23 protein-coding genes and 1 pseudogene are annotated in these 21,320 nt (G+C 38.9%); 16 read left to right on the forward strand and 8 right to left on the reverse strand.

The genetic code is table 11. The features are described from left to right. Window positions 1-555: 555 nt before the first annotated feature. Window positions 556-1,047 carry a GNAT family N-acetyltransferase gene (locus OXPF_RS02755; RefSeq protein ID WP_054873683.1) on the forward strand — a complete coding sequence of 164 codons (492 nt, stop codon included), beginning with the start codon at window positions 556-558 and terminating at the stop codon, window positions 1,045-1,047. Between the two features lie 402 nt (window positions 1,048-1,449). On the opposite strand, the gene OXPF_RS02765 is transcribed toward OXPF_RS02755, so the two are convergent. Continuing rightward, a complete protein-coding gene (locus OXPF_RS02765; protein ID WP_054873685.1) occupies window positions 1,450-2,604 on the reverse strand; it encodes a YibE/F family protein in 1,155 nt (384 codons plus the stop codon). 108 nt (window positions 2,605-2,712) lie between these two features. Further along, a complete protein-coding gene (locus tag OXPF_RS02770) occupies window positions 2,713-4,275 on the reverse strand; it encodes an alkaline phosphatase (protein ID WP_054873686.1) in 1,563 nt (520 codons plus the stop codon). 439 nt (window positions 4,276-4,714) lie between these two features. Between OXPF_RS02770 and vanR the strand changes: the two genes are divergently transcribed. Next, on the forward strand, window positions 4,715-5,413 hold the full coding sequence (gene vanR, locus OXPF_RS02775) for a VanR-ABDEGLN family response regulator transcription factor (RefSeq protein ID WP_054873687.1): 699 nt from the start codon (window positions 4,715-4,717) through the stop codon (window positions 5,411-5,413). After that, window positions 5,391-6,557: a vancomycin resistance histidine kinase VanS gene (gene vanS / locus OXPF_RS02780; RefSeq protein WP_054873688.1), complete on the forward strand. Its 1,167-nt coding sequence runs from the start codon at window positions 5,391-5,393 to the stop codon at window positions 6,555-6,557. Before vanR ends, vanS begins: the two co-directional genes overlap by 23 nt. 23 nt (window positions 6,558-6,580) lie before the next feature. Here the strand turns inward: vanS and OXPF_RS02785 are convergent, their stop codons facing one another. Further along, on the reverse strand, window positions 6,581-7,297 hold the full coding sequence (locus tag OXPF_RS02785; RefSeq protein ID WP_242854301.1) for a VanZ family protein: 717 nt from the start codon (window positions 7,295-7,297) through the stop codon (window positions 6,581-6,583). 268 nt (window positions 7,298-7,565) lie between these two features. Here OXPF_RS02785 and OXPF_RS22955 point away from each other — a divergent pair. The 9 genes and pseudogenes from OXPF_RS22955 to OXPF_RS22285 form a co-directional block, all read left to right on the forward strand. Continuing rightward, a pseudogene (locus OXPF_RS22955) lies at window positions 7,566-7,698 on the forward strand (D-alanyl-D-alanine carboxypeptidase family protein); the annotation flags it as partial. Between the two features lie 318 nt (window positions 7,699-8,016). Then, complete coding sequence (gene vanH, locus OXPF_RS02790) at window positions 8,017-8,985, forward strand: D-lactate dehydrogenase VanH (RefSeq protein ID WP_083479664.1); 969 nt, start codon at window positions 8,017-8,019, stop codon at window positions 8,983-8,985. Beyond that, window positions 8,978-10,015 carry a D-alanine--(R)-lactate ligase VanI gene (vanI, locus tag OXPF_RS02795; protein ID WP_054873690.1) on the forward strand — a complete coding sequence of 346 codons (1,038 nt, stop codon included), beginning with the start codon at window positions 8,978-8,980 and terminating at the stop codon, window positions 10,013-10,015. The genes vanH and vanI overlap by 8 nt, the downstream gene beginning before the upstream one ends. Beyond that, entirely contained in the window at window positions 10,015-10,623 is a 609-nt protein-coding gene (gene vanX / locus OXPF_RS02800) for a D-Ala-D-Ala dipeptidase VanX (protein WP_054873691.1), read from the forward strand. Before vanI ends, vanX begins: the two co-directional genes overlap by 1 nt. A 271-nt stretch (window positions 10,624-10,894) precedes the next feature. Continuing rightward, the gene (locus OXPF_RS02805) at window positions 10,895-11,920 is read left to right on the forward strand and encodes a D-alanyl-D-alanine carboxypeptidase family protein (protein ID WP_054873692.1); all 1,026 of its coding nucleotides are present in this window, start codon (window positions 10,895-10,897) and stop codon (window positions 11,918-11,920) included. 128 nt (window positions 11,921-12,048) lie between these two features. Next, a complete protein-coding gene (gene vanW / locus OXPF_RS02810) occupies window positions 12,049-12,876 on the forward strand; it encodes a glycopeptide resistance accessory protein VanW (protein ID WP_054873693.1) in 828 nt (275 codons plus the stop codon). Between the two features lie 722 nt (window positions 12,877-13,598). Next, window positions 13,599-14,063, forward strand: coding sequence for a MarR family winged helix-turn-helix transcriptional regulator (locus tag OXPF_RS02815; RefSeq protein ID WP_054873694.1), 465 nt, complete (start codon window positions 13,599-13,601; stop codon window positions 14,061-14,063). A gap of 48 nt (window positions 14,064-14,111) precedes the next feature. Continuing rightward, window positions 14,112-14,987, forward strand: a complete 876-nt coding sequence (locus OXPF_RS02820) for a hypothetical protein (protein ID WP_201779663.1) — start codon at window positions 14,112-14,114, stop codon at window positions 14,985-14,987. After that, window positions 14,987-15,157 (forward strand): hypothetical protein, encoded by a 171-nt coding sequence (locus tag OXPF_RS22285; RefSeq protein WP_160317131.1) that lies wholly within the window; start codon window positions 14,987-14,989, stop codon window positions 15,155-15,157. The genes OXPF_RS02820 and OXPF_RS22285 overlap by 1 nt, the downstream gene beginning before the upstream one ends. A gap of 123 nt (window positions 15,158-15,280) precedes the next feature. Here the strand turns inward: OXPF_RS22285 and OXPF_RS02825 are convergent, their stop codons facing one another. The 3 genes from OXPF_RS02825 to OXPF_RS02835 all read right to left on the reverse strand — a co-directional run bounded on the left by OXPF_RS02825 (window position 15,281) and on the right by OXPF_RS02835 (window position 18,360). Continuing rightward, complete coding sequence (locus OXPF_RS02825; protein WP_201779664.1) at window positions 15,281-15,661, reverse strand: DUF2935 domain-containing protein; 381 nt, start codon at window positions 15,659-15,661, stop codon at window positions 15,281-15,283. 419 nt (window positions 15,662-16,080) lie between these two features. Continuing rightward, window positions 16,081-17,040: a magnesium/cobalt transporter CorA gene (gene corA, locus OXPF_RS02830; RefSeq protein WP_083479665.1), complete on the reverse strand. Its 960-nt coding sequence runs from the start codon at window positions 17,038-17,040 to the stop codon at window positions 16,081-16,083. 333 nt (window positions 17,041-17,373) lie between these two features. After that, complete coding sequence (locus OXPF_RS02835; RefSeq protein ID WP_054873696.1) at window positions 17,374-18,360, reverse strand: uroporphyrinogen decarboxylase family protein; 987 nt, start codon at window positions 18,358-18,360, stop codon at window positions 17,374-17,376. Between the two features lie 236 nt (window positions 18,361-18,596). Here OXPF_RS02835 and OXPF_RS22290 point away from each other — a divergent pair, with 236 nt between their 5' ends. The 3 genes from OXPF_RS22290 to OXPF_RS02840 are packed head-to-tail and all read left to right on the forward strand — an operon-like array spanning window position 18,597 to window position 19,538. Further along, a complete protein-coding gene (locus OXPF_RS22290; protein WP_160317132.1) occupies window positions 18,597-18,743 on the forward strand; it encodes a hypothetical protein in 147 nt (48 codons plus the stop codon). A 10-nt stretch (window positions 18,744-18,753) separates the two neighbouring features. Further along, on the forward strand, window positions 18,754-18,903 hold the full coding sequence (locus OXPF_RS22765) for a CPC_1213 family protein (protein ID WP_162838562.1): 150 nt from the start codon (window positions 18,754-18,756) through the stop codon (window positions 18,901-18,903). A 59-nt stretch (window positions 18,904-18,962) separates the two neighbouring features. Then, entirely contained in the window at window positions 18,963-19,538 is a 576-nt protein-coding gene (locus OXPF_RS02840) for an HDIG domain-containing metalloprotein (protein WP_341441830.1), read from the forward strand. 208 nt (window positions 19,539-19,746) lie between these two features. On the opposite strand, the gene OXPF_RS02845 is transcribed toward OXPF_RS02840, so the two are convergent. Both OXPF_RS02845 and OXPF_RS23280 read right to left on the reverse strand, forming a co-directional pair. Then, window positions 19,747-19,944 carry a hypothetical protein gene (locus tag OXPF_RS02845; RefSeq protein WP_054873698.1) on the reverse strand — a complete coding sequence of 66 codons (198 nt, stop codon included), beginning with the start codon at window positions 19,942-19,944 and terminating at the stop codon, window positions 19,747-19,749. 9 nt (window positions 19,945-19,953) lie between these two features. Continuing rightward, complete coding sequence (locus OXPF_RS23280; RefSeq protein ID WP_278308335.1) at window positions 19,954-20,088, reverse strand: hypothetical protein; 135 nt, start codon at window positions 20,086-20,088, stop codon at window positions 19,954-19,956. A 537-nt stretch (window positions 20,089-20,625) separates the two neighbouring features. Between OXPF_RS23280 and OXPF_RS02850 the strand changes: the two genes are divergently transcribed. After that, entirely contained in the window at window positions 20,626-21,207 is a 582-nt protein-coding gene (locus OXPF_RS02850; protein ID WP_054873699.1) for a DJ-1/PfpI family protein, read from the forward strand. The last annotated feature ends 113 nt before the right edge of the window (window positions 21,208-21,320 follow it).

Consider the following 21,320-nt stretch of genomic DNA (forward strand, 5'->3'; position numbering starts at 1 on the left):
ATCCGCTTATATCATAACAGATTTTTTTCTTCATCACTAGATGAGGTTTTTTAAGGTTATCCATTTTTATTAACAAAAAATTTTTATATTTTTAAAAAACTCTTGACTTTTATTAGCAAGGTTTATCGGTATTTATGAGCATAATGCAGAATAAATGCTGGTATCTTTTTGGTTAACTTTCCATTTTAACGACGGCTGATATTTGAACATTTTTTCTGGAATGTCCAAATATCAACCATTTTTCTTTGTACTAAATCCCTTGTTTTACAAAGAATTCAGCGTTTTCGCATAATTCGAATTATTTGTTGTCAGAATGCGAGAAACTTAAATACAGGATGCGAAAGATTGAAAAACAAACTTTGCACTCCGCTGTCTGATTTTATTTACAGATTTTTTGCTTCATATAAGCGTTTGCAGGAGCTTGGCGTTTTATAGTCAATGTGGCAGACGTTCTATATTATCAAAATATGAGCGTTTATCACGTCATTCTTTTATATTCATAGCATTTATGATATAGTAATTTAGTAAATATACCTATTTGAAGGAAGAATTAATATGAACATTGTTATAAGAAAGTTTAATAAAAATGACATTTGCCCAATGATTGAAATCTGGAACGATATTGTGGAAGAAGGCATTGCTTTTCCTCAAACGGAAATGTTGGATGCTGACAGCGGCTTGGCTTTTTTCTTGCAGCAGTCCTTCACAGGTGTTGCTGAGGATATCGACAGTAACGAAATCCTTGGACTGTATATTTTGCATCCAAATAATGTTGGCAGGTGTGGCCACATTTCGAATGCGAGCTATGGCGTAAAAAAGGGGCGGAGAGGTCTGCACATCGGAGAGAAATTAGTATCTCACTGTTTACAGAAAGCAAAGGAGCTTGGGTTTAGAATCTTACAGTTCAATGCAGTTGTCAGCATAAACTATAGTGCGCTTCATCTTTATGAAAAGCTTGGTTTTGTTAAGCTTGGAATTATCCCCGAAGGATTTTTAATGAGGGATGGAACATATCAGGATATAATACCCCATTACCGTTCATTATGAGCATAAGAAGTAAATATAGGCATCTTTTTTAACATAACTTTCCATCATGGACAAACCTGTTTCTATTTAAAAGTAGGGGGCAGGTTTTCAATTTTTAGCCTAAAACCCTCCGAATAAGAACATACCGATCACTATAAGGCAGCCCATACCCTGTTTTGTATACAAAATGGGGCATATTAGTGTGGAAAGTTTTAAGGTGCAGGGTATCCTATTTTTGAAACTATTGCAGGGGGAAACATAACTTCCGTTTACAAATTGATAGAATATATAGAGTATGGATTTGAAGATAATGCTTTTTTTAATGTTTCTTAAGTCCTGTTTTCGTTTCTGAGCAATATAAAGAGACATACCGCCAGGTATGTCAAAAAAGAGTTTTATTGGAGTGGTTTTAATAATCAAATTTCAGTCATCACTTTTGTGAGGATGATGTTCTACAAACAAAAATCCACAAATAACCGCCGTAAGCGGTGCAACGGTCAATAGGCCAAAACTCCCCACGATTGTTTCCACTATTTCGGCGGAAACATATTTGTAATTAAGTATATTTGAAACAGGCGTTCCCTGCGCCATAAAAACCATCAGCAGAGAAATGTATCCTCCGGAATAAGCCAAAAGCAGCGTTGTTGTCATTGTTCCCATATTCGCGCTTCCCACGACCATGCCGGATTTTATGAGCTCTTTTCTACTGATATCCGGTTTTTTTTCAAGAACCTCGTTCATGGCTGCGGTTATGTCAACCGCCAAATCCGTTACTGCGCCTGAAGCTCCGATAAAAATACTCGCCATAAAAATCTGTGTTAAATTAAGATGCTGAAATCCGGCATATAGAAGACTTTCCGAATTAACCATGACGGAGCCGTGTATTTTGAATAAATTAGTAAAAATTATTCCCAAAATGCAGGTTAACAAGAGGCCGGAGGAAACCCCCATAAAGGCGGCATAGAATTTCTCGTTAAATCCAAAGACAAGGGAAATAATCACAAAGGTCAGAATCATTACGACAAAGATTCCGATGATGATCGGCTGATAACCCCTGAGGTAGAGGGGAATCAGGAGCTTCCAAATCAATAAAATTGAGAGCGCAAAGGATAAAATTGCTCTCGCTCCTGTTTTCCCCGCGAAAACGACTAAACCGATGGCGAAAAGTCCGGCCAGAATAACCGCGTAATTAAGTCTATAGTGATCAATCATTGAAACAGCTGTTATTTCCCCGTCCTTTTGATTGATATAAACGAGGGCTTTGTCACCGATGACAAAAAACTTATCCTGTTCCAAAGACCCGGACAAATTGTTGACACCCTTTGTGATCCGTCCTTTAAAGGGTCCGCTAAGAATTTCGAGCTGACAGCTTTGCTCGCCGGAGCTTATTATTCCCGAAACCACAATATCCGAATTATCGACGGCAAGAACTTTCGCTGTACTTTGATATGCTTCTTTAAAAATAATTGCATCCTCAAAACCGGTTGGAATTAGAAGCAAGGCAATAATCAAAAAAGCGCTTACCAAGATGGGGGCATTATAAAGGATAAATTCCCTTGTAAAAGTAAATCTCTTCATAAATTATTAATTCCTTTAATTTTTAGATTATGAGTTAAAAAGCACTGCCGCTCTCTGGTAAGAGCGGCTCATGATTTAACTATTTTTTATAAATCAGATAAAGGATAATTATTTAACGCCGGTTATTGCCGCTAATATCTTGTAAATATCGGTGTTGTCATAATAACCGGAAAATAAATCCTGTCCCGCGCCCTGAGCAAAAACTGCCACAGGAATGCCTGTGTGGGCATACGACGTAAAGTCAACACCTGCTTTGTGGTTGAGGATATGTGTGATTGTCACAGTCAAGGGCTTGGACTGATAGCCATAGTGTAAATATCTGTCCCCGCTTGTGTTGCTTACATAAGTGCCTGCCAAGCTGGTGGCCAATGTGATTTCATAAGCATCCCTAAGCTGTTTCACTTCATAATCGCTTAATACCAAACCGGGATTTTCCCCTGCCGAAGGATCATCAGCAGTTACAAGGCCAAAGAGATCTTTGACATCCTTAAGAACATCCGTAAATTTTGTCTTGTTTTCAACGTATTTCGCTACATAATCTCTGTCATATTTTGCATAGGAAATCTTTTGGTTTTGGAGGTACTGGAAATAGGTATCATAGTCCGTTCCCGCATAACCGATTGTCAAACCGCCTGTTTCATGGTCGCCGGTTACAACAATAAGAGTTTCATCAGGGTGTTGGTTATAGAAAGCTATCGCTTCGTCTACAGCATCACTGAATGCGATTGTGTCGTGAATAGAAGACGCTGCGTCGTTAGCATGACATGCCCAGTCGATTTTTCCGCCTTCAACCATCATAAAGAAGCCCTTACTATTGTCGAGAACTTCAATTCCCTTTTTGACATAGTCCCTTAACGACCATTCAGTTTCCGGACGGTCAACCTCGTAGGAAAGCGCCTGGGAATCTGCGAGGTTTTCAGCGATGACAATTGCTTTCCCATCGTTGGCGGTGAGCTTTGCTGCGTCCGCTTGCTTTGTAATCACTTTATAACCTGCATTTTCAGCCAGTTTATAAAGATCGGGGGAGGTTCCGTCATTTCCTGCATTTCCAGAGATTGCGCCGCCTGCGAAATAATCAAATCCACTGGTAATCAGCTCCGCACCGATTTCATAATAATCGTTTCTGCTTGCCTGATGAGCATAGAAGGCGGCGGGAGTTGCGTGGTTTAATGTAACGCTTGTGATAATACCGATTTTATAATCGAGCTGTTTTTTTAGTTTTTCACTGATAGTTTCATATTTTATTGTTTTTGTTTCATCGACATTGATACTTCCGCTGTAGGTTTTGTAGCCTGTTGCTATTGAAGTGGCTGTGGAAGCGGAGTCAGGAGTGAATGAAGATGAATCATAAGTTGTTGCGGATCCAGCAACCGGGAAGTTCATAAAGCCGAGTTTCCTTGAACCGTCTAAAATTCCACCGTCAATTTCTGTTTTTGCGCCTGCCTTAATAGCCAGATAGTTAGCTGCGGATTGGAACTGGGGATAGCTCATTCCGTCACCGATAAAAAGAAAAACGTACTTGGGTACTTTCCCTGAATATTTGATCGTTTGAGACTTTGCGGAGGCATTTGCCGATGTTTGGGCGGAAGAAAGAACAGCCGATGTACCACTGATTGCGATTACGGCTGTGAGGGCAATAGCCGCAATCTTTTTAATTAAAGATTTGTTCATAAATACCTTTCCTTTCAAATTTATTTTTATTTAGCATACATTGTCTGTCCCTGTAATCGTATAAATTTTAAGCAGTTAAATCAAGTAATTTACTGTAATGGAAATGTAAGGATTTTGTTAAGAATTTATAAAATTTTTCTGCTTTTGTCCTCTAGAATTACGCTCATTCTGGCGGGAAAAATCAAAGGGGAAAAGCCGGAGAATTATAACTACGAGCTTCGATGTCTTTGAGTACTATCACTTAAATTCTCTAGAGAATTTACTGCTTAAAACCCTTGCTATTGACGAAGTTGATACTTATATTTGTGTGTAAAGACTATCAGTACCGCGATATTCAGAAAATCTTAAGATTTTCATAAGCAAAAAGCTATAAAATGAATTTTTTGCTTTGCGGTATAATAATTGTGGGGATATATCTTTAAAGAAAGAGATGACGCTTTTGGCTGCAAATATTTTAATAGTTGATGATGAACAAGCCATTGCCGATTTGGTTGAAGTTTATCTGAAAAATGAGAATTATAATGTCTTTAAATTTTATAACGGCAAGGATGCCCTTAACTGCATTGAAAATGAAAAACTAGACCTCGCTATTTTGGATGTCATGCTCCCCGATGTAGACGGTTTTTCAATCTGTCAGCAAATCCGGGAAAAGCATAATTTTCCGGTCATCATGCTGACAGCCAAAGAAGAGGAAGTCGATAAGATTACCGGGCTGACCTTAGGTGCGGACGACTATATCACCAAGCCGTTCCGTCCATTGGAACTTATTGCCCGCGTAAAGGCACAGCTCCGGAGATTTACCAAATATAATTCTGCGGAGCCAAGCCAGGAAGAACACTTGATTGCCTTTTCCGGCCTGGTACTTAACATGGATACCCATGAATGTACGCTTAATGAGAAAAAACTGTCTCTCACTCCTACGGAATTTTCCATTCTTTGGACCCTTTGTTCCAATCGCGGACGGGTGGTCAGTTCGAAAGAATTGTTCCATGAGGTATGGAGAGACAAGTATTTTACCAATAGCAATAATACGGTAATGGTCCATATCAGGCATTTAAGGGAAAAAATGGATGACAGCTCGGAACATCCCAAATATATCAAAACGGTATGGGGGGTTGGCTATAAAATTGAAAAGTAAGAGAAAAAATGATTATTGGAAATTAAAAAGGAAGATATTTCTTCAAATGCTCCTTATTGTTTTTGCCGCGGCTGCAATTGTTATCTTTCTGCGTTTTGTAATTCAAAAAAACTTCAGTGTTGGAGATAGCATTGTCCGTTTTTTAATGAATACGTTTCATTTGCGCGAAAACGTTGCTTTATTAATTTACCGGTTAACATTTTACAATAATATAGAAGTTATTACATTAATTGTGATTCTCGTATTCTTAGTTATTATATTTAAATTTTCAATTTCCTGGTTTACTAAATATTTCGATGAAGTCAGCGCCGGAATGGATAAACTTGCTGAGGAATCCGATGCTGAAATTACATTATCATCGGAATTGGATTTTATGGAAAATAAGCTAAATCAGATAAAAAACAACTTGGAAAGACAAAAGAAAGCTGCTCTTGATGCCGAGCAGCGCAAAAATGATTTGGTAGTTTATTTGGCTCATGATATAAAGACACCTCTGACCTCCGTTATAGGATACTTAAGCCTTCTAGATGAAGCACCTGATATGCCTTCTGAACAGAAGGCAAAATATGTTGGTATTACCTTGGAAAAGGCTTATCGGTTAGAGCAGCTTATTAATGAGTTTTTTGAGATCACCAGATTTAATCTTCAAACTATTGTTTTGAATAAAGAAAAAATCAATTTACTGTTCATGCTCCAGCAGATGGCAGATGAATTCTATCCGATGCTGACTCCGCCACTGGAAAGGCAGGTGTCAGTCAATGTGCCTGACGGCCTCACGCTGTGGGGAGATGCGGACAAACTGGCCCGTGTGTTCAATAACATTCTGAAAAATGCGATAGCCTATAGCTATGAAAACAGCGTCATTGACATTTCTGCCAAAGAGCAGGACGAAAATATTGTTATAACTTTTATGAATCAAGGTAATCCTATCCCACAAGAAAAACTGGAAACGATATTTGAGAAATTTTTTCGGCTGGACACATCCCGTTCTACCAATACAGGCGGTGCCGGGCTTGGACTGGCTATTGCCAAAGAAATTGTAAACGCCCATGGAGGCAATATTTTCGTGCAAAGTAATACAGAAAAGACAGTCTTTACTGTCGTGCTTCCACAAAAGCAAGAAAAGGATAAGCTATCTGCTTAAGTCGGATAACTTATCCTTTTGTATTAAAAAATAAAGTACTTTAAATGTGGGTGAAGGAAAGGTCTTAAAAATGGGTAAAACACAAAGAACATACCGGCGAATGCGCAGGCCAGATAAAACCATGCCTCTTCACGAAGGAGCAAGGGAATTTTTCCGATATTGGTACTTCGGACAGAAAACTTGTCCTGTAATTTTGCTAAATGTTCTTTCAGCAGCCTGAAAATTACCCATCCGGTTAACGCTCCGAGAGTATTCATCAGTAAATCATCAATATCCGTTATTCTAGTATTGAATAATTGGCAAAATTCTATGATAAGGGAGAATATAATACCGTATAATGCTGTTTTCCATAACACTTCATACTTTTTCCAAATACATGGAAGCATAAAGCCGAGAGGGATAAAAAGCAATATATTTTCCATATATGGGCGAACACCCTCTGTAAGCCAACGAAATGGAATCATGTTAATCTCATCCGGTGGAAAATTCAATCCCTTTGGCGTTATTATGCTAAAGCTGTTCTGAACAATATCCACTATGGAAGGAATCCCCGTAAAACTTAGCACACCTGCAATGTAGTACACAAAGATACAAGCGATTACCATATGCTCAATGGGCAGTTTATAGACCATCTTTTTGCTTTGAGAGGTCAGTAGGATATGGTATGGGATCAAGAATGGCAAAGCACTGATAAACCATGTAACTGACGCTATAATAAATCTTAAAACCGTAATGATCAATAAGTTCACCTCCATTGTAATTAACTTGCTTATTATATGATATTTAAAAAAGAGATGTCTTAATAAAACCTTAAGATATGGTGATTTTCTCCTTAATCTGTTTTATTCCTATCTTTACAACTATTAAGATGCAGGAGTGTCGCAAGAATATGTATGTCGCATTGAAATTCCAGATACCGAGATAAGAAAATCTTAAGAAGTTCGATGGAATTCCAACATAGCTCCTTGTCCTGTGGTTGAATAGTATCAGCAAAGAATAAGGAGCTGTTTATTATGGTATGCTTTGCAAAATGATACTTTCCGGGAGGTTTTTACTTCAGCCCGTCATTCCACACAACTTACCTAATAAGCACCCTCGAGGGATAACCTTTTGCAATGCCATGCTTGAAGAATTCAACAATTAAAACATTATTGATGCGAAAATTTTAGGAGGAAAGATAGGAAAATAATAAGTTCTTCATAAGAATTTATTAAGATTTTGATAAGCAAAAATTCCAACATCGCCTGCCTGGTTTCGATAAGATGAAATTATCTAATGGGATAGGCTTTCGTAATTTCAGAAAATGGGCCTCGGAGCTGAAAAGGAAATAGAACATACAAATGCTTCTATTTCTGCTTGCAAATTGTAGAGTGAAGAGAAGATTTTACTTTTACGTTAATTTGAAATAGTATGCGATAAAAGCAAAGAAGAATGTAATATGAAAGGATAAATCTAAATCATGGCAAAAATGGGAATTACAATTTACGGATGCGGACAGGATGAGACCGTTTTGTTCCAGGAGGCGGCGCCTCGCTTTGGCGTTATGCCAACTATCACAGATGCAGCGGTATCGGAAGTTAATATTGAACTGGCCTTGGGAAATCGATGCATCAGCATCGGCCATAAAACTCAAATCACAAATTCCGTTCTTCTTGGGCTCAGCCAAGCCGGTGTAAAGTATATCTCCACAAGAAGTATTGGATATAACCATATTAATGTAAAATACGCACAGAGCGTTGGCGTTTCCGTTGAAAATGTCGCTTATTCGCCCGATAGCGTGGCTGATTACACATTAATGCTGATGCTGATGGCGGTGCGGAATGCGAAATCCATTATCAGCCGTGCAGATATTCATGATTTCAGATTGAATGATGTACGCGGGAAAGAATTACGCGATATGACTATTGGAGTAATTGGAACAGGACGTATTGGCACAGCAGTTATTGATAGGCTGCGGGGTTTTGGCTGCCGCATATTAGCCTATGACCATCGTCCCAAAACCTCTGCCGATTACGTTCCTCTTGATGAATTGTTGCAGCAGAGCGATATTGTAACGCTACATACACCGCTTAACGCGGATACAAACCATCTTTTTGATCGCCAGCGTATCGGGCAGATGAAGCAGGACGCGTTTATTATCAATACAGGACGCGGTTCACTCCTTGATACCGAGGTTCTTATTACAGCGCTGGAAAGCGGTAAACTAGGCGGTGCGGCGCTGGATGTCCTCGAAGGAGAGGAAGGAGTTTTCTACTTTGACTGCAGAGAAAAACCCATTGAAAGCAAACTGTTGCTGCGGTTACAAAAATTACCGAATGTGCTTATTACTCCGCACACCGCCTATTACACAGAACACGCTTTGAGGGATACTGTTGAAAATACTATTATCAATTGCCTGAAATTTGAAAGGAGAAAGCAGCATGGATAAGTTGAAAATCGCAATTATATTCGGAGGCTGTTCCGAAGAACATCCCATCTCCGTTAAATCTGCCCAAGAGGTCGCAAAAAATCTTGATCCCCAAAAGTATGAACCCTTCTATATCGGGATTACAAAAAATGGTGTTTGGAAGCTTTGTAACTTCCCTGACAGAAATTGGGAAAAGATTAGCTGCCATCCGGCAATGCTGTCACCGGACAGAAGCATACATGGATTGCTTGTTCTGGAGCAGGGACAATATAAAACGATCCCTTTGGATATGGTGTTTCCCGTTCTGCATGGCAAACTTGGCGAGGATGGTGCGATGCAGGGTTTGTTGGAGCTTTCCGGCATCCCCTATGCAGGCTGCGATGTCCAAAGTTCTGCCCTGTGTATGGACAAATCCCTTGCTTATATTGTCGCTGGAAACGCAGGAATCGCTACGCCAAATTTCTGGATTATCACGGCGAAGGAGAATATTGATGCGGGCGGGTTTACTTATCCCGTTTTTGTAAAGCCGGCCCGATCGGGTTCATCTTTCGGCGTCACTAAGGTATGCCGAAAGGAAGAATTGCGAAGTGCGGTGGAAACCGCAAGGCAGTATGACTCGAAGGTGTTGATTGAAGAGGCTGTCGCCGGCAGTGAGGTAGGATGTGCGATATTAGGGGATGATATGGATTTGATTGCAGGCGAGGTAGATCAGATTAGCCTGTCTCATAGTTTTTTCAGAATACATCAGGAGAATGAGCCTGAAAAGGGTTCCGAAAACTCAACAGTAACCGTTCCCGCCGACATTTCGGCGGAGGCGCGTTTGCTCATTCAGGAGACAGCAAAAGCCATATATCGCGCCTTGGGATGCAGGGGACTATCTAGGGTGGATATGTTTCTGAAGGAAGATGGAAAAGTAATACTTAACGAGGTTAATACTTTGCCCGGTATGACCTCATACAGCCGTTATCCGAGGATGATGGCAGCCGCAGGGTTAACCTTGGCGGAAGTGATCGACAGGATTGTGGCGTTGACATTGAAAGGAAAAAGATGATGAAAAATGATTTTGTCTTTGTAGATGAGTTTGTATCCGGAATACGGTGGGATGCTAAATACGCCACATGGGATAATTTTACCGGCAAACCGGTGGACGGATATGAAGTCAATCGAATTGTCGGTACGAGAGCTTTGTGCAAAGCCCTGGAAAAAGCACGGGAAAACGCCGCATCCCTGGGCTTTGGCTTGCTTCTTTGGGATGGTTATCGCCCTCAACGCGCCGTAGATTGTTTTCTGCGCTGGTCAAAACAGCCGGAAGATGGCCGGACAAAACTAAAACACTATCCAAATATTTACAAAACCGAGATAGTTGAAAAAGGATATGTGGCCGCTAAGTCGGGCCATAGCCGGGGCAGCACAATTGACTTAACACTTTATCATTTAGCCGACAATACACTTGTTTCAATGGGCGGTGACTTTGATTTGATGGATTCAGCCTCACATCATGGAGCAAAAGGAATCACGCAAGCCGAAGCTAGAAACCGTCAATACCTTTGTTATATCATGGAGGCCTGCGGTTTTGTTTCATACGATTACGAGTGGTGGCATTACACACTGAAACACGAACCTTATCCAAACACTTATTTTGATTTTCCCATCACGTAGTTGAGCCGGTCAAAGAAATCGCCAAAAGCGTTGAAAGTATTTATGGTAGTTAATATTTAGTCAACATAATATATATATTTCCATGCCTGAAAAGGCAATATCGTATCCCGCAGTTTACCCCTTTGGAGGGATTTTCTTTGCTAATACAATTTGTTTTTAACTATAAACGACCGCCATAAGAAAATCTTAAGAAGTTCATAAGATGGAATTCCAACATATCTCCTTGTTCTGTGGTTGAATAATATCATCACAGAATAAGGAGCTGGTTATCATAGTACGAAAAGTAAAAAATAAAAAGCCAAGAATACGCATATTTGTGATATTTCTGTTGACGTTTGTCATTGCTGCTTTTGTTTACAAATCCATCGTTACTCCAGGAAGCCAACATATATATGAGAAGGGACATGACTATAAAACCTCGTTGTATTCTTCTTTAAAGATAACACCCGATTCTTCCGGCGATAGAACAACACCGGTTCCTCCATCAAAGATAGAATCCGATCACTCTGCATCTATATCTTTCGATAAGCTTAACAGCTCTAATGCGATTTTGATCCGGTTAGCAGATGATACCGTCCTGATGCAGAAAAGCAGTGAAGAAAAAATCTATCCTGCTTCTTTAACTAAGATGATGACGGCCATTGTTGCGATAGAAAATTTACCTGATTTGAAGGTAAAAATCAAACTTACCAATTCTACGTTTCAGGGGCTGTACGAAGCAGATGCATCAATGGCAGGTTTCCAACCCGGTGAGCAGGTCAGGGCAATCGATCTTGTTTATGGAGTAATGCTGCCCAGTGGTGCAGAGAGCTGTATTGGGCTTGCTGATCAGATTGCGGGATCAGAACAGAATTTTGTAAAAATAATGAATCAAAAAGCGGCAGATCTCGGTATGGACAATACCCATTTTGAAAATACAACCGGACTTCAAAATGAAAACCACTACACAACAGTCAAAGATATGGCTATTCTTCTAAGCTATGCTTTGCAAAATGATACTTTCCGGGAGATTTTTACTTCATCCCGTCATTCCACACAACCTACTAATAAGCACCTTCTAGGGATAACCTTTTATAATACCATGTTTGAAGAACTCAACAATCAAAACATTATTGGTGGGGAAATTTTAGGAGGAAAGACTGGATATACCGATGAGGCCGGCCTATGTCTCGCGAGTCTGGCCAAAGTGGGTAAACAAGAATATATCCTTGTTTCAGCCGGTGCGAAAGGGGATCACCGTTCGGAACAGTATAATATTACCGATGCATTAGCTGTATACAACAGTATAGGAAAATAATAAGTTTTTCATAAGAATTTATTAAGATTTTGATAAGCAAAAATTCCAACATCGCCTGCCTGATTTCGATAAGATAAAATTATCAAATGGGATAGGGTTACATAATTTCAGAAAGGGGGGCCTCGGAGATGAAAAGAAAAAGAATTACTCAGTTGTTTCCATTCTTACTACCAATCCGCAGGACACAAAAAAAATTATTCTTCTATGCCAAGATGTACTTTGATCGGAACCGTTATGCAAAAGCAAAGGCTCCAGAGTTTTTGCCTTTTTGTATATATGAAACCAAGTCGAAGCTTCTAAATGAAAATACAGGCTTTGATATGAAATATCAGGAAAACAAGGTGTTTAATCTGCACCTTGCCTCGGAGCCTGTAAATGGCATATTAATACGCCCTGGTGAAATATTTTCATTTTGGCAGCGCGTGAGTTATGCCGAGAAAAATGAGCGGTATAAGGACGGTTTGTGCGTGGTGAACGGCGAATTGGTCACGGTCCCGGGAGGCGGTTTGTGTCATCTCAGCAATTTTCTGTTTTGGATGTTTCTGCATACTCCCCTCACTATTGTAGAACGGCATCCTCATCAGGTTAAGGATTTTCCTTCTCCTGATGAGGATGAACCGGATGGTGTGGACGCTACGGTCAACGAGGGGTGGTTGGATTTAAAGGTAAAAAACAACACCGATCTTACCTTCCAAATTGAAATATCCATCAATGAGCCTTACATATATGGCCGTATTTTTGTGGATCAGGCTAAAGGGCATCGTTACGAGATCATTAATCGCGAAAAGAGCTTTTTTAAAAAAGACGGGAAAACCTTTGAGCGGGTTTCTGTCTGTCGGCAAAAGATAGACATCAAATCCGAACAAGTTGTTTCAGAAAACCTGCTTTATACGGATGTATGTGAAATCGGGTATCAGCTTCCGGAAGAAACTGCTGTCGCAGAGGAGATGTCTTGATTGGTTGCCACTCGCCAATCATAAGCCCAATCCGCATGGATCGACTCATGATGATATTACGATATCCATGATGTAAAATGTGGTGATATAGCCACCTTGAACGGTGAAGGCGGGGCCGAAATCATTGCCGCAGAGGAAAAGCTGCGGCTTCCGAAACAATCACAAACGAATTGTTAAGCCGGCCAGGAAGTTAGTTGGAAAGGGTTTATCTATAAAATACAAAAAGATTTATAAAAATTTAAAAAATAATTCCCTGCACCCCCTCACTTTTTCCCTAAAGAAGCGAGGGGATTTTTAACTGGCTACAGATTGTCTGACTCATTTTAGCTTACCTTAATGTTCGCGTTTTTAATTTGCATCTTTTATGACCTAACTTTTCAGCTGTTGCCGGATGGTCCTGAATTTGTCTCGTTTACATCCGAGAACAGACTAATGGATGCTCCTCATATTCTCCTATCTGAATTGTTTGATGATGACCAAGAGCTGATCTCTGATTAACTTACAATTGGCAAAAGTGATGCTGACTAGGTTCGAGCCGCTGATTTATATAATCCTGCAAAAGAAACTATTATACGTTTCTACGAATAACTCTTTGACGAGGGCAGATTTACATCATGTCGGATATATTTTTGAAAAATCTTTAGTATCTCTTGACAAATAAAACAAGGTAATATATTATCTTTATAGGTAATACATTACATTTATATTTAGGAGGAACAATCATGAATAAGGTTGATGAAGCTACCGATACTGATTTTATTTTCGGCGCATTACTGGTGGTCGCAAACAAAATGGATACTTTACTTGACAGGGTTTTAAGCAAATATAATATAACCTCAAAGCAGTGGTTTTTGCTGCTGATCCTTTTTAATATTTTTGAAAAGCCGCCTACAATAAAGGAAGCGGCGAAAGAGATGGGCTCTTCACATCAGAATATAAAGCAGGTTGCGTTAAAGCTCGAAGAAAAAGGGATGCTCAGGCTTGAAAAGGATAAGAAAGATTTAAGGGTCACAAGGCTTGTTGTCACTGAAAAAAGCTATGAATTCTGGAAAACTGCCGAAAATGACGGGATAAAATTCATGAAAGAATTTTATGCAGGCGTCGGAAATGACAGATTGAAAAATGCCAGGCTTTTTATATCGCAGATTATGCTGAACTTAAAGGCTATGGAAGAAAAAAATGAGTAGCTTTTAGATATATTGGAAACTAATAAATTTTGAATTGGGGGCTTATTTATGAAACATAAAAAATCAATTTCTGTTCTTGTTATTTTGATTATCCTGCTTTCTACAATTGCATGTGCCGCAGGACTGTTTTGGTCCGGCGAAGCAACCGAAAAGGAATTTCAGGCAATCACCGGTGAAAGGGTTAAAGTTTTAGGGGAAGGATTATATAAAAATGATTCGCTTTCCGTTGCATCGCAGGGAAAGGCATCGGATTTTATTACCCTGTTTTTGGCAATACCGTTGATGTCCATATCGCTGACAGCGGCAATCCGGGGGTCTTTCAGAGGCCGGCTTTTTCTGAGCGGAACCTTGGGCTATTTCCTTTACACATACATGTCCTATACATTTTTATGGACGTATAACCGGTTTTTTATCGTATATGTATTTTTAATGTCTTTAAGTTTTTTTGCATTCATTCTATGCTTAACAGGCTTTGACATCCAGAATATGCCATCCATGTTTAAAAAGAAACTACCCGTTAAAATATTAGGGGGCTTTCAGTTGTTTATTGCCTTTATGATCGGTATACTCTGGCTTTCTAAAATTGCTCCTTCCATATTGAACGATGCGGTTCCTGCGGGCCTTGAGCATTATACGACGCTGGTCATTCAAGGAATGGATTTGGGATTTGTGGTTCCGACCGCCGCGTTGTCCGGTATTCTGCTTATTAAGCGAAGGCCATTGGGGTATCTTCTTTCATCGATTATCATATTAAAGGGGATTACCATGCTGACTGCCATTTCCGCCATGATCGTCAATATGTCATTAAACGGAGTGGAGATAAACTCTATTGAAGCCGTTATCTTCCCCGTGTTTAATGTACTGGCTGTTATATGCTTGGTTATATTGATAAAAAATACGGAGAAAAAGGCGGAGGCTATATGATGAATACGGCATTGTGTGCAAATTGGATTCTGCATCCATTCTTATGCTTCCCGCGGCAATTGCGCTTTCCGGCTTTGATGGGTATTGAAGGGCCTTACAGTTATAAGGGAACTATTCCGGATGGTTATATGGTTGCCGAACTGGAAGCATGCGAAATGTTATATTTTTAAAAGCATTTGAAAATGAAGATGATTCCGGAGCGGCGACTTCTTTGTCTTTATATAAGGGAATGTAGATGTACATTCTGATATGAAAGTGTTAATGACTAAAAATTGAAGTATTTAATATTTTAACTATGACAAGACTGTCTGTGCTATTCCAATAAAATATTCAGATTCACGGCGAATATGATTTATAACCACGGCAGCTACAGGATTATTACGTGCAGCTTCACTTTCAGATAAAATTTGGTTAAGTAGCATAATGAATTGCTGGCTTTGGCAAAAAGCAAGGCTGATTAATTGCATAGTTTGCTGTTGTATGGTAAGGTTTATGTTCCCCTTTGACCTAATAATTGTCTCTATATATTTTACGGCTATTCCTTCTACTTGGTGAAAATCTTGTTCAAACTGTTGTAATCGTATGACAAACTCTGATTCCAAATTATTTACTATTTGACGAATAACAATTGTGTGTTCTGATTCTTGCCGCTTCCAAAATTCCATTTCATCCAAGATCCTGGACAGGTTTCCCTCTCCATAGTAGAACTGCATAAACATACTTCCCCTCATGATAAAATATGAACTTATATAATTATCATATTTACATAAAACTCAAATATGACTGCTTATAGTCATATTTTCTATGAAAAACTGAATTACATTTGAGATTTACCCGTTAAGTGCGGCAGGTATGTATTACACCAAAGCGCATGGATAACGGATACAAAGATTACTCAAAGGACGATCTGAAGATTTTACTACGTATTAAGCTTCTGAGGAGCCTTCATATCTCGCTGGATAAAAATTGAGAAATTTTCAACTATTCTATCCTTCCTATGTTTTATAGAGAAAATATTTAGGAAGATTCCCTACATTGCGGCAATCAGCATCTTAACCCTGCTATATTAATGCTCTTTTCATATTGTAGGCCCTTATTTTTTGATGTCAAACCAACCTTTTCGTTTAAACCAGAGCAACATAATAATGCCGATCAATGCCATAATCCCAAGAACATAAAAATAACCATACCGCCACCTTAGCTCCGGCATATAATCAAAATTCATTCCATATATTCCTACTATAAACGTTAAAGGTATGAAAGTTGAGGTTATTACAGTAAGTATAGTCATGATTTTATTCATTTTATGAGAATTTATGGAGATGTAATTATCGCGGACATCTGAAGTAACTTCACGGTTTGATTCAACAATATCCGAAAGTCTTAACAGATGGTCATAAATATCATTAAAATATCGCTTGTTATCTTTAAAACCTTCCAAACGCCCTGAATTTAGCACCCTATATAGTAACTCCTTCATGGAATTTATTATATGCCTTAATTTCAGCAGATCTGTCCGTATTTGAAAGACTTGATCAATCAGATTATGAATCCTGCTGTCTCCTGACTGTATATCAATCTCACTTAAAGAATCCTCAATTCGGAATACTGAGGGAAAATAATAATCCACAATTTCGTCAAGAATTAAATAAGCAATATAAGTAGACCTTTCTTCCTGGATGGTTGCACTATTTAAGATTTTTTTACGGACATTTTCAGTTTCTTTTAGCTTTGTTTTATGGAAAGAAACCACATAATTTGCACTAACAAATAAATCCACTTCGATTGGTTCCAGTGTCTTTTCGTCCAGAGCATGAAATATAAAAAAGTTATAGGTGTCATAATAATCGACTTTAGGGCGTTCCAAGTGCTCAAGGCAGTCCTCTATAGCCAGATCATCGAACTTAAAGTGCTCGCTTAATAAAGCCACTTCCTCTTCATTAGGTGATTCAAAATCTATCCAATACCAGTTGATATCCTCCGTGGATAATCTCTCAAGGGGAACATTCGTAAGCATTTCTGAATCTTTCGTTTGTGCAAATGTATATATCAACCTCTTCTCCTCCATTCTCCTCTTAGTATATGCTGTAAAAATTATGACCAATCATTTGGAATCACAATACTATTAGCCTTTTAATAGTTTTATCAAGTTAATATTAATTTTATCAAATATGCTAAGACAATTCATTAATTTATGATTATTATGTGAAGAGTCCGCTGTTTCCAGCAAAGATGCAGCTGGGCAGATATGCTCATTCAGCATTTTATTAAAATAAGGCGGCTAATAAAAAACCTGGTCGAAACATTGTTTCAATCAGGTCAGAGACGAAAAATCAACCTATCAAACCATCCTTGCGGTTAAAGTGCACATTCTCTTGGAAAGTGCTTATGCAATTCCTGCCAGCTTTCTGCCGTATTTAACAGCTTCATCAGCCATAGGTATCATTGCAATATTCCTGGCGTTAGGATCGCTTGAATTGACAAGTAAAAATCCAAAGAATATATAACTGTTATATTTCCCATAGGTATCATAGCAGCGTCGAACTTCTGCGCGGATTATTTCTTCATCCATGGAATATCCCGGAGCACCATTGGTATTATAACCGCCGATAATTGTGAACCTGTCTCCGTACTTTTGCAATATGCCTTCGATATCGTTGGTAGGCTGTACTGCTGACCAGGCTTGAGCGCCGGCTTCAATAAAGTCTTCTATGAGCATGTCTGCTTTACCGCAGGTGTGCTGTATGGGATACATTCCAAGGTTTCTTACTGCATCAAAAAGGCGTTTGTGATGAGGTTTTATAAGATTGCGGTATGTTTCCGGAGCCATGAAGGGATGCTGTTCCGTTGCGATATCATCATAGATTGTGAAGGCATCAGCCTTGTAATATTTAGCTACCTTTTCCGCAACCTTTATCTTATAGTCGGTTATTGCTCCTATTAAATCATAGGCTGCTTCCGGTTCTTCGTACATAGCTATTAAGGCTTCCTCAAACCCCATCAATGCACCTAACCTTTCATAGGGTCCGTTGCCGCTGCCGAATTCAAGAAACTGAGTTTCTTTATCATAATTTATCAAAGCAGTGTCAGCATACCTCCGCCAGTCAATTGCGTCTACATCCGGGAATTTCACAACCTTGTTCCACTCAGTGATGTCCTTTAAAAGAAATTCTCCCGGAGCAGGGATAGGCGCTCCGGCACCGGAATTAGGGCACACCCATCGGACACCGAAAGCGTCATATCCGCCGCCTATTGGCCCCTTTTCATAATCATCGCTGAAGCCCGGTCGACAGATTCCTGTTGTAGAATCAGGCACCCAATATGGCTTCTGGTGATTAAGTGCTCTAATGTAGTTTTCTTTTACTGTTGGCATTTTCTTCACCTCTCATTATAGATTTATAGTTTACTTATTAGAATATGTTCTTAAATAAATAGATGGTAATCTTTATACCTATATGATACTTGAAAAATATGGTATGTACAACTCCTTTGGTTAAAATAATTACAAAAAATAGTTAATAAGTCATATAGAATTGAACTATAAAAAAAGATTATAAATAGGTTTAATATTTTATCTTTGCTGGAAAGCTATGATTGAGGTGATTTAAAATGCCGAAATATGATCAAAAGAAAAATAGTCCTTCGGCCAATAAACAGGAAAAACTAAAAAATGCAGTGGATTCTATTCCCGGAGACAACCAAAATCAAAACCATAATGCGAAAAAAGAAGCGCTAGGTCCAAATACAAAGCAATAGGAGGTTGTTTATGAGTAATGATAATAATATGAAAAGCACTAAAAATAAAAAGAAAGAAGATGGGAAATTCCATTCCAAGCATATTAAGCATGATCCTAATGCCGAAAGTGCCCGAGCTATTTTTGGCTTAAACAATCAGGATTCGGAAGAAGAAAAATGATCCTGCAGTCGCTGTATTCTGATATAGGCATTCATCTACTACAGGATAGCAAACCGTCTGTGTATCTAAACGATGTGTGCTCTGACCCGCCATTTAGCCAATATCCATTGGATATACTTTACAGGCTGAAGAACACGGAGCAATCTTTAAAGCATCATCCCGAAGGCAGTGTTTGGAACCATACCATGCTTGTGGTGGATGAGGCTGCAGAAGTAAAATTACAAAGCCGTAACCCGGCGGTCTTTATGTGGGCGGCTCTTTTACATGACATCGGAAAGCCTTCTACCACCAAAATCAGAAAAGGAAGGCTCACTGCATATGATCACGATAAGGTTGGCGCAGAACTGTCAAAAAGGTTTTTACAGGAGTTTTCCGATGACCGTCTTTTTATCCATGAAGTATCTGAACTAATCCGGTACCATATGCAGATACTATTCGTGCTGAAGGACTTGCCATTTGCCGACATAAAAGGCATGGGGCACAATACGGATATACACGAGGTAGCGCTACTTGGTTTATGTGACAGGTTAGGCAGAGCAAATTGTGACCGCAACAAGGAACAGGTCAACATCCAATTGTTTCTTCAAAAATGCAATTTTGTTTTATCTGAAAGAGCATCTATTCATCAGAGATGAGCAGATGCTTTTCTGTTATGGAAGGGCGGTCAAAATCTCTGTGACTATGATACGAACAAAGTAAATTATATGGTATCTTTGATAGAAAATCTGACCATGACAATGATATGCTTCTCTTTAAGTAGACGGTGGAAGTAATAAACACCAAATACAAAAAGTGGGGCATATCACAATATCGTGGTCAGATGAGAGACGGAAATGTGGTTCCTTACCGAGGATCACCAACAGAGCCGTCGCCTTTTAGTTCATGGTAGACCTTATTCTCCGGAGAGGCCGTACCGGAAATGATGGGACGGGCATGTTCTTTGCCATGTTTTGCTTTACCCTGAATTTCAGGTACCGGAGTATCATCGTTACGTGGCTTCGTATGCGTCCATTCAGGCCGGGCCATACCTTTCTTCGCCATAAAATCACCTCATACATCATTGTTTTGAATAGATTTTTTCTTTGCATTGGGATTTTGATTTTGGTTTTCACGTGTTATTGGAGTTTGCCCCTTGCTTTTTTCCATACGAGCTCTTTTATTGTCTGGCTGGCTATCCTTTGGCATTGTGAATCACCTCTTAGTTAGTTTGCCTCGCAGAGGTATCTTTTATTAACTAACTTCAAAATAATATCCCAATGAGCATTATGTCCACATAATCATTGTGGATTATTACTTTTTTATCTCTCTAACTAACGACGGTTGGTGATTTGAACATTTATTTTGAAAGGTACAGATATCAATCGTTGCTTGTTATGCTCAACCTGTTTGTTTACGAGGTTTTGCCATTTTTCAGTTTTAGAGGTTAGCTTTACCACTGCAATTAAAAAGGATATAAACATTGTTTGCATCCTTTAGGTTGTACTTACCGCAAACAATGCTTACGGAGGGTGAGTTTAACACAAGTGGTAGATATTCCGTTTTTAAGCTGCAAATAACATAGCGGATATAAAAGCGTAAAACAGTGTTAACTAGTGGATTCTTGATTGATTTATAAATTTTAAGCATTTCTCAGGCATAAAGGATTAATTTTATTGATGATACATTAATTGCTATAATGAAGTCAGGATTATAAAATTATTTATTCTATATGGAGGTATAAATATGAAAAAGGTTCTATTATTATTGGCAAACGGATTTGAGGCATATGAAGCAAGTGTCTTTTCAGATGTATTAGGCTGGAATAAACTCGAAGGAGATGGCACCACTTTAGTGGTAACTGCAGGTATGAGACAGAAACTTAAATGTACATGGAATTTTACAGTCATCCCTGAAATACAGGTTTCAGAAATAAATGTCAATGATTATGATGCACTTGCAATCCCAGGAGGATTTGAAGAAGCAGGATTTTATGAAGATGCCTTCAGTGAAGAGTTTTTAAATATAATAAGACAGTTTAACAGTACCGGAAGGATAATAGCATCCATATGTGTAGGAGCTCTGCCTATAGGTAAGAGCGGAATTTTAAAAGGTAGAAATGGGACTACATATAATCTGAATGGAAGCAGAAGGCAAAGGCAATTATCTGAATTCGGGGTTAATATTGTGAATGAAAGTATAGTGATAGATAATAATGTTATAACCTCCTACAACCCTTCTACTGCAATTGATGTAGCGTTTAAACTGCTGGAGATGCTTACATCTGCTGATAATTGCCGCAGGGTAAAGGAACTAATGGGGTTTTAAGAAGTGTAATGAAGTGTTTTCAATCTTGTCTTACGCACATAACCCATCGAACTATATGAAAATTAGTAATATGGACCATAAGCAGGAAATATTGTATAATTTAACTAGAGTAA

Origin of the sequence: Oxobacter pfennigii (assembly GCF_001317355.1) — a bacterium.
In the GTDB taxonomy this organism is placed as follows: domain Bacteria; phylum Bacillota; class Clostridia; order Clostridiales; family Oxobacteraceae; genus Oxobacter; species Oxobacter pfennigii.